Origin of the sequence: Sulfurovum sp. (genome assembly GCF_036568385.1) — a bacterium.
Lineage (GTDB): Bacteria > Campylobacterota > Campylobacteria > Campylobacterales > Sulfurovaceae > Sulfurovum.
Map to the genome: position 1 here is coordinate 1 of NZ_DATCSP010000059.1, position 7,240 is coordinate 7,240.

The 7,240-nt window shown below is 46.0% G+C and carries 6 protein-coding genes and 1 tRNA gene; 2 read left to right on the plus strand and 5 right to left on the minus strand.

From position 1 onward, the window contains the following. Position 1: 1 nt before the first annotated feature. Positions 2–78, minus strand: a tRNA-Met gene (locus VIM88_RS06490). A gap of 218 nt (positions 79–296) precedes the next feature. Here VIM88_RS06490 and groES point away from each other — a divergent pair. Both groES and groL read left to right on the plus strand, forming a co-directional pair. Beyond that, positions 297–563: a co-chaperone GroES gene (gene groES / locus VIM88_RS06495; RefSeq protein ID WP_331862075.1), complete on the plus strand. Its 267-nt coding sequence runs from the start codon at positions 297–299 to the stop codon at positions 561–563. Between the two features lie 23 nt (positions 564–586). Next, a complete protein-coding gene (gene groL / locus VIM88_RS06500) occupies positions 587–2,227 on the plus strand; it encodes a chaperonin GroEL (protein ID WP_331862076.1) in 1,641 nt (546 codons plus the stop codon). A 122-nt stretch (positions 2,228–2,349) separates the two neighbouring features. Here groL and VIM88_RS06505 read toward each other — a convergent pair whose 3' ends face one another. From VIM88_RS06505 to ubiE, 4 genes are all read right to left on the minus strand, one after another. Continuing rightward, a complete protein-coding gene (locus VIM88_RS06505; protein WP_331862077.1) occupies positions 2,350–3,099 on the minus strand; it encodes a DUF481 domain-containing protein in 750 nt (249 codons plus the stop codon). Positions 3,100–3,215: 116 nt separating this feature from the next. Continuing rightward, a complete protein-coding gene (locus VIM88_RS06510) occupies positions 3,216–5,021 on the minus strand; it encodes a bifunctional diguanylate cyclase/phosphodiesterase (protein WP_331862078.1) in 1,806 nt (601 codons plus the stop codon). Between the two features lie 47 nt (positions 5,022–5,068). Continuing rightward, on the minus strand, positions 5,069–6,319 hold the full coding sequence (gene xseA / locus VIM88_RS06515; RefSeq protein ID WP_331862079.1) for an exodeoxyribonuclease VII large subunit: 1,251 nt from the start codon (positions 6,317–6,319) through the stop codon (positions 5,069–5,071). Positions 6,320–6,342: 23 nt separating this feature from the next. Further along, the gene (ubiE, locus tag VIM88_RS06520) at positions 6,343–7,080 is read right to left on the minus strand and encodes a bifunctional demethylmenaquinone methyltransferase/2-methoxy-6-polyprenyl-1,4-benzoquinol methylase UbiE (RefSeq protein ID WP_331862080.1); all 738 of its coding nucleotides are present in this window, start codon (positions 7,078–7,080) and stop codon (positions 6,343–6,345) included. Between the last annotated feature and the right edge of the window lie 160 nt (positions 7,081–7,240).

Genomic DNA, 7,240 nt, shown 5'->3' on the forward strand with positions numbered 1-7,240 from the left:
ATGGTGTCAAGAGAGGGACTTGAACCCTCGACCTCCGGCTTATGAGACCAGCGCTCTAACCAGCTGAGCTACCTTGACATCTTCGTTGAAGAGACGGAATTTTATCCAAAGATACCTTTATTGTCAATGAGTACAAGAAAAAATGAGAAAAAAAACGAAAATCATAGAGACATATCACATACTTTAGTCAACATAACTAAACTTTTTTAAATAATTTCAAACAACCATCTTGACATTTTAACAAAAAACCATTACAATGCACCCATCAAAAATCATTAAGAAAAGGAGACTTTATTATGGCATTTAAACCACTTAAAGATAGGGTTCTCGTGGAACGTGAAGAACAATCAAACACAACAGCATCCGGGCTTTACATTCCAGATACAGCAAAAGAGAAGCCTTTAGAAGGTAAAGTAGTTGCAGTAGGACCCGTTGCAAGAGAAGATGGCATCGATGTAGGTGACACCGTAGTATTCGCTAACTTTTCGGGTATGGAGATCACGGTCGAAGGTAAAGAATATCTTATTTTACACAGCAAAGAAGTCTTGGGACTGATCAAATAATCAAACAGTATTAAGGAAAACAGATGGCAAAAGAAATATTTTTTTCAGACAAAGCACGAAACGGACTTTATGAAGGCGTAAGAAAATTGGCTGATGCGGTCAAAGTGACCATGGGACCAAGAGGTCGTAATGTCCTTATACAAAAAAGCTATGGTGCACCGCACATTACCAAAGACGGTGTGAGCGTGGCCAGAGAGATAGAGCTTTCGGACTCGCTTGAGAACATGGGTGCGCAGCTGGTGAAAGAAGTAGCAAGCACTGTAGCAGATGAAGCGGGTGACGGTACGACCACGGCCACTGTCCTGGCTCACTCCATCTTCAAAGAAGGCCTTAGAAACATCACAGCAGGTGCAAACCCTATAGAAGTGAAAAGAGGGATGGATAAGGCTTCTACAGCGATCATCGAAGAACTTAAAAAGATCTCCAAAGAGGTCAAGAACAAGAAAGAGATCGCGCAGGTAGCGACTATTTCTGCAAACTCTGATGAGACGATCGGTAACCTGATCGCAGAAGCGATGGACAAAGTAGGTAAAGACGGGGTGATCACCGTAGAAGAGGCCAAAGGGATCAATGATGATCTTGAAGTGGTAGAAGGTATGCAGTTTGACAGAGGATACCTCTCTCCTTACTTTGTAACGAATTCCGAGAAGATGACGTGTGAGATGGAGAATCCTGTCATTCTTCTGACCGATGCAAAGATCACTTCGCTCAAAGACCTTGTGCCTGTGTTGGAGCAGGTACAGCAGAGCGGACGTCCGCTTCTCATCATTGCAGATGACCTCGAAGGTGAAGCATTGGCAACACTGGTACTGAACCGTCTTAAAGGTGTACTGAACATCGTAGCGGTCAAGGCACCTGGCTTCGGTGACAGAAAGAAAGAGATGCTGAAAGATATCGCTATCCTGACAGGAGCGACCCTCGTCACAGAAGAGTTGGGACTTACCCTTGAAAAAACTACGCTTGCCGAGCTGGGTCATGCCGCAAGAGTGGTCATAGACAAAGACAATACCGTGATCGTTGACGGTAAAGGCAATAAAGATGCGGTTGCAGCCAGAGCCAATGAGATCAAAACACAGATCTCTACCACTACCAGCGAATATGACAAAGAGAAGCTGCAGGAGAGACTTGCAAAACTCTCCGGCGGAGTAGCGGTGATCAAAGTAGGTGCGGCTACGGAAACAGAGATGAAAGAGAAAAAGGACAGAGTCGATGATGCCCTCTCTGCCACCAAAGCTGCCGTCGATGAAGGGATCGTGATCGGTGGGGGTGCTGCGCTCATCAAAGCAAGCCAGGCAGTCTCTCTCGATCTTGAAGGCGACCAGGCAGTAGGAGCCCAGATCATCTTAAGAGCGGTCTTTGCACCTATGAAGCAGATCGCGCAAAATGCAGGGTTCGATGCCGGTGTGGTCGCAGACAAGATCGCAAACACCACAGACAGCACCCTGGGATTCAATGCTGCAACGGGCGAATATGTCAACATGTTAGAAGAAGGGATCATCGACCCGCTTAAAGTCGCGCGTGTAGCACTTCAGAACGCGACCTCTGTCGCATCACTGCTCCTTACGACAGAAGCTACCGTATCAGATATCCCAGAGCCGCCATCGTCGGCAAAGTCTGGTATGCCGGATATGGGTGGCATGGGCGGTATGCCAGGGATGATGTAATTCCCGGACCAGCCCACGTCAACTCTTTGCGAACTTCATCCAGCATGAAGTTCGCAAGCGACACGTAGTCTACAGTTCCAACAGCCTCACATTCAAAGTTCGATCACCCTCTCTTCTATCCATCAAAACTTGTATCTCAGGTTGATCGTCGTACGTATGTCATTTTTTTCCACCGCATAATACGGTGTCGCATTATACGCATGATTCACATCAAATCCAAGCATCAGGTCCTCCGTGATAGAGGTGTTGAATTGCACGATTTGAGAGATCCTATAGTCTGAAAGATCTTCCACATTGGGTTGATAATATCCAAGGTACGAAACAGAAAAGTTTTGATGCACTTTTTTCGAAAAAGAGAGGTAACTGTTGATGCGTGTGCGTTTGTAGACAGGATCGTATACGGTCACTTCCTCCGGTTCCATATAGGAGTAGAACAGTCCCAGCCCGGCATAAAACTTATCAAAAAAGATATCCAGTCTCTTTCGGATGTTCGCCCCTATGAGGTTTCTCTGTTTGATATGCTGGAACTCATTGAACTCCGTCTGAAGGAACAGTTCATAATCATAGGAGCTATCACCGATACTGTGCACATATCGAAGATGCGCCGATCCGTCATTCGTATCTTTTCTGTCATTGGATTCGCCATACGTATAGGAGGCGATAAGGTACACCAGCCAGTCATTGCCAAAGTATTCCCCTTTGCCAGCCAGTCCCATTGCGGTCGAATCATTGTTCCCTGAGCTATGCTTTCCGCTGACCGAGACCTCTCCGCTCAAACCTTCTTTTTCTCCTATGACCGGAGGATCGATATGAATGAAACTATAGGAAAATGACGTGAATAGGATGGAAGTGGCGAAGAGTTTTTGCAGCATGTGTAACCTTTGTATCTACTTTGATGGGTAGAATCATACTACATTAAGATAAAAGCGCAAAACATGCTGACGTCACACATAAGTGAGAAAAACAGTGCGGCAGGCGCTCAGACGCCCTATCTGATCAGTTTCTGAAACTCGAAGACAGGCAGAGGTTTTGCGAAGTGATACCCTTGCATATAGTCACATCCGAAAGAAGCTATCATCTCGGCCATTTTCTCATTTTCGATCCCTTCCACAACGATCTTCATTCCCAGGGTATGTGCCAGTTCTATGATCGCTTTTACGATCCGCTGGTCCTCTTCATTCGTCAGGATATAATCGACCAGACTCTTATCGATCTTTAAATTGTCAGCAGGGAATTTTTTCAGGTAGCCGAAAGAGGTGTACCCTGTACCGAAATCATCCAATGAGATACCTACACCCAGTTTTTTCAATGCAAGAAAATGTTTCACCGTTTCGGATTCATTCCTCATGGCAATACCTTCTGTAATTTCAAATTTGATCAGTGCCGGATCGACCTGATACTGTCCCAGTTTTCTTTCTACATACTGCACGAACTCACCTGTATTCACTTCCACCATGGAGACATTGATAGAAACCTCGATCTCTTTGAACTGAAAAAGCTCCCAGCGCTTCTGCTGCTTCAATACCTCTTCAAGAATATATTGGCCCAACTTGACAATAAAACCTGTTCGCTCCATCAAGCCGATAAATACAAACGGAGGGATCAGTCCGTACTGGGGATGTTTCCATCGTATCAGCGCTTCTGCTGCGACTATCTCTCCCTGCCCGGCCTTGACAATAGGCTGATAATAGACCTCAAATTCACCCCTGCTCAATGCACCCGGCATATCGCTATGCAGTCTTAGTTCATCATAGTTTTTATTGAATTTCTCAGGGATACATACACTTATCTTTCCGTCACCCTCTTTTTCCGCGTCTGCCAACGCTTTATAGGCATTATCGAGTAATTTACGTATATTCCCGCTATCAGGGTAGACAGCGATACCCGCTGATACGGTCAAGTGCAGATTGGAATCATCCATCTTGTAAAATGACGCCAGTTTTGCCTGGATGGCTTCCACAAAGGTCTTTGCTTCTTCTATCGAAGGCAGGTTGGTCACTGTCAGCAAAAAATGATTGTCAAAGGTATGGTAGACCGTGGTGTTTGCATTCACCTCCGCTGTCTCCAGGTACTTGGCAAACTTTTTAAGTACCTCATTGGCCTGTTCATGCCCGATGATGGATCTCAGCATCGAAAAATTGTCCAAATGCAAAAGGATCAGTGCCAGTTTGTTTTTTTCCAGGTGCGCTTTGGCAAAAAAAGCCGGCAGATCCTGGTATATCTGCAGCTGGTTAGGCAGGTCGGTAAGCTGATGCCTGAAATATATACGGGAACGTGCCGTATCTTTGTCCCTCTGCTGTATGGTCACCAGGTTACATACCCTCTTCTTGGGCATATGCGTGATCACCGCATCGATGGTGAGCGTGATGGGTATGACTTCCCCCTCGGAGATCTTCAGCTGTGTCTGCAAAGGCAAATGAAGCTTGTCTTTAGAGGCGATACGATGCTCTTGAAGGTAGGTGCCGAACGGGACCCAGTCTTTTTTTGCTTTTATCTGGGCTGTATCTTCCAGTTGTTTCATTAAAAAATCACTAGGTAACCGTAAAAGTTCCACCAGAGCGCTGTTTGCATAAAGCACTTCATTCTTCTCAGAAAGGATGAAGACCGCCTCTTCAGAGATATCGAAGGCCTTTTGAAAAACGTGTAGATTATGTTCGAGCATCCCTTCCATTTTCTTTTTGTCCCTTAGCACAAAATACCTGTAAAGAAAGAAGAAGACCACTAAAAGAAGCAGCCCCAGAACACCCTGCTCCCCCGGTGACATTTGACTCAGTATTTCCAACACTTCATTCATTTCATAACCCCGTTTGATATTAGACTATAGTATACCATCATTCCTATTCATGTTTTTTTTAAACACAGCGCTTCTATGCGTGTCGTCTCATCCTGAATGATGAATTTTTGATCGACCTCGATACTGCTCAGCGCTACGGCCTTTCCCTCTACAGAGGTTTGCGCCCACCCTTTGCGGCACTGCAGTTTAGGATCGTTCATTCTCAGTTTTTTATCCATATACTCCAGATACTGACTCTTTTGTTCCACAATGAACCCTAGGTTCTGTCTGTAGTGTTTAAGCAGTTCAGGCACTGCGGAAGAGAAGCGTTCTATCTTGTGCTTTATGACTCGCTTGAACTCCTCTTCCAAACGGATAAATTCTATTTGCGTCTCCTGGAGCCGTCTGTTCGGTGAACTGCGCAGCAGTATCTCTTCGGTATGCTTAAGTTCACGTACCCATTGATGCAGTTTCTGGCCGATCACATAGGTAAACCGTCCGCCGATCTCATCCAGGGCATAGAGGATCTCCTGCCTGTCCGGGAGTATCATCTCCATCGCTGCACTCGGTGTTGGCGCACGCAGGTCTGCGACGAGGTCACTGATCATCACATCCACTTCGTGTCCTACGGCACTGACGACCGGTGTATCCATGGAAAATATGGCATCTGCAACGACCTCTTCATTAAAGGGCCATAGGTCTTCCGTACTTCCGCCTCCTCGCCCTACGACCACCACATCTGCATCCAGGCGGTCTGCATAGTGTAAGGCTTTGGCTATCTGGGCTGCCGCCTGTTCGCCCTGCACCAGCGTATCTACGATGACCACTTCAAGCAGCGGCCATCGCTGTTCAATGATCTTGAGCATATCATGTAGTGCAGCGCTCTCTTTTGCGGTGACCAATGCGATCTTTTGAATATGTTTAGGGATGGGTTTTTTTCTCTGTGCGTCAAAGTAGCCTTTATCCTTGAGCTTTTCTTTCAGCTGCTCATAGGCAAGTGCCAGCGCACCCTTGCCATAGGGTTCCACATGTACGGCATAGAACTGATACTCGCCTCTTGGCGTATAGACGCCCACAGACCCCTCTATGACAATATGCACCCCTTTTTCAATACGGAACTTCAGTTTGGCTGCAGAGGAGCGCCACATCACGCATTTGATACTGCTCTCTTTATCTTTGAGTGAAAAATAGACATGCCCTGAGGTATGATAGGTCACCGAAGCCACCTCTCCCTCTACGAGGATATGCATGAAGGTAGCTTCCAGCAGTGACTTGATCTTGGTATTGAGCGAGGAGACGCTCATCATGGATTGAGACATAATACCCTTTCTATGTGGACGATTTACTTTTTCTGTGCGACCAGAAGCGTAGAGATCCCCATCGAGAAAGATTTGGTATACTTCATTTCAAAGCCGGCTTCTTCCAGTTCTCTGGCCAACATATCCGTTGTCAGGAACTCTTCTATGGAATCAGGCAGATATTTGTACGCTTCATAGTTTTTCGATATCAGTCCACCTACCCTGGGCAAGACCTTTTTCATACCGAAATCTACCATTTTGTTGACCACACCGCTTCTATCCTGCTTGGTGAACTCCAGGATCATGACAAGTCCCTTTGGTTTCAGTGCGCGGTTGAATTCCTGCAATGCCTCTACCCTGTCTACCACATTGCGTATGCCGTAGGAGATGGAGATCACATCCGTGCTCTCATCTGCTATGGGGAGTTGCTGGGCCTTGCCTACGATAAACTCAGCGAAATCCACTTTTTTCTTTGCCACATCGAGCATCCCTACGGAAGGGTCAATGCCTACATACTTTTGGATCTCGACACCGTTCTTTTTCGCCTGTTCTTTCCAGTAGATCAGCAGGTCGCCCGTGCCTGTCGCTACATCTGTCACCTGCGTCAGTGATTTCTGGTCGAGTATCTCAAATACTTTGTCACACCCTTTTTTACGCCACTGGATATCGATACCGAAGCTCAACACCCTGTTCGCCAGGTCATAGGTTGATGCGATATCATCGAACATGGTGACGATCTTTTCTTGTTTTTCCTGCTTGTCCGTTAATTTTTCAATGCCCAATTTGTCTGCTCCATATCATCAGATCTCTCTCTTTTTTACGCTGATGTAAAAATTGTAAATTCATGTGTGTATTATAGGTTAAATTATTCTCAGAGAGCTTAGGGGTCTGGTAGAGCAGTATCCAGTCTATCTTCTCTTTGAGTGCATTCAGCATTCCTTC

What these genes read in the sequence shown, in the direction of transcription:
- groL (WP_331862076.1), top strand. Translation starts at nt 587, where the DNA reads ATGGCAAAAGAAATATTTTTTTCAGACAAAGCACGAAACGGACTTTAT.
- VIM88_RS06505 (WP_331862077.1), bottom strand. Translation starts at nt 3,099, where the DNA reads ATGCTGCAAAAACTCTTCGCCACTTCCATCCTATTCACGTCATTTTCC.
- xseA (WP_331862079.1), bottom strand. Translation starts at nt 6,319, where the DNA reads ATGTCTCAATCCATGATGAGCGTCTCCTCGCTCAATACCAAGATCAAG.
- groES (WP_331862075.1), top strand. Translation starts at nt 297, where the DNA reads ATGGCATTTAAACCACTTAAAGATAGGGTTCTCGTGGAACGTGAAGAA.
- VIM88_RS06510 (WP_331862078.1), bottom strand. Translation starts at nt 5,021, where the DNA reads ATGAATGAAGTGTTGGAAATACTGAGTCAAATGTCACCGGGGGAGCAG.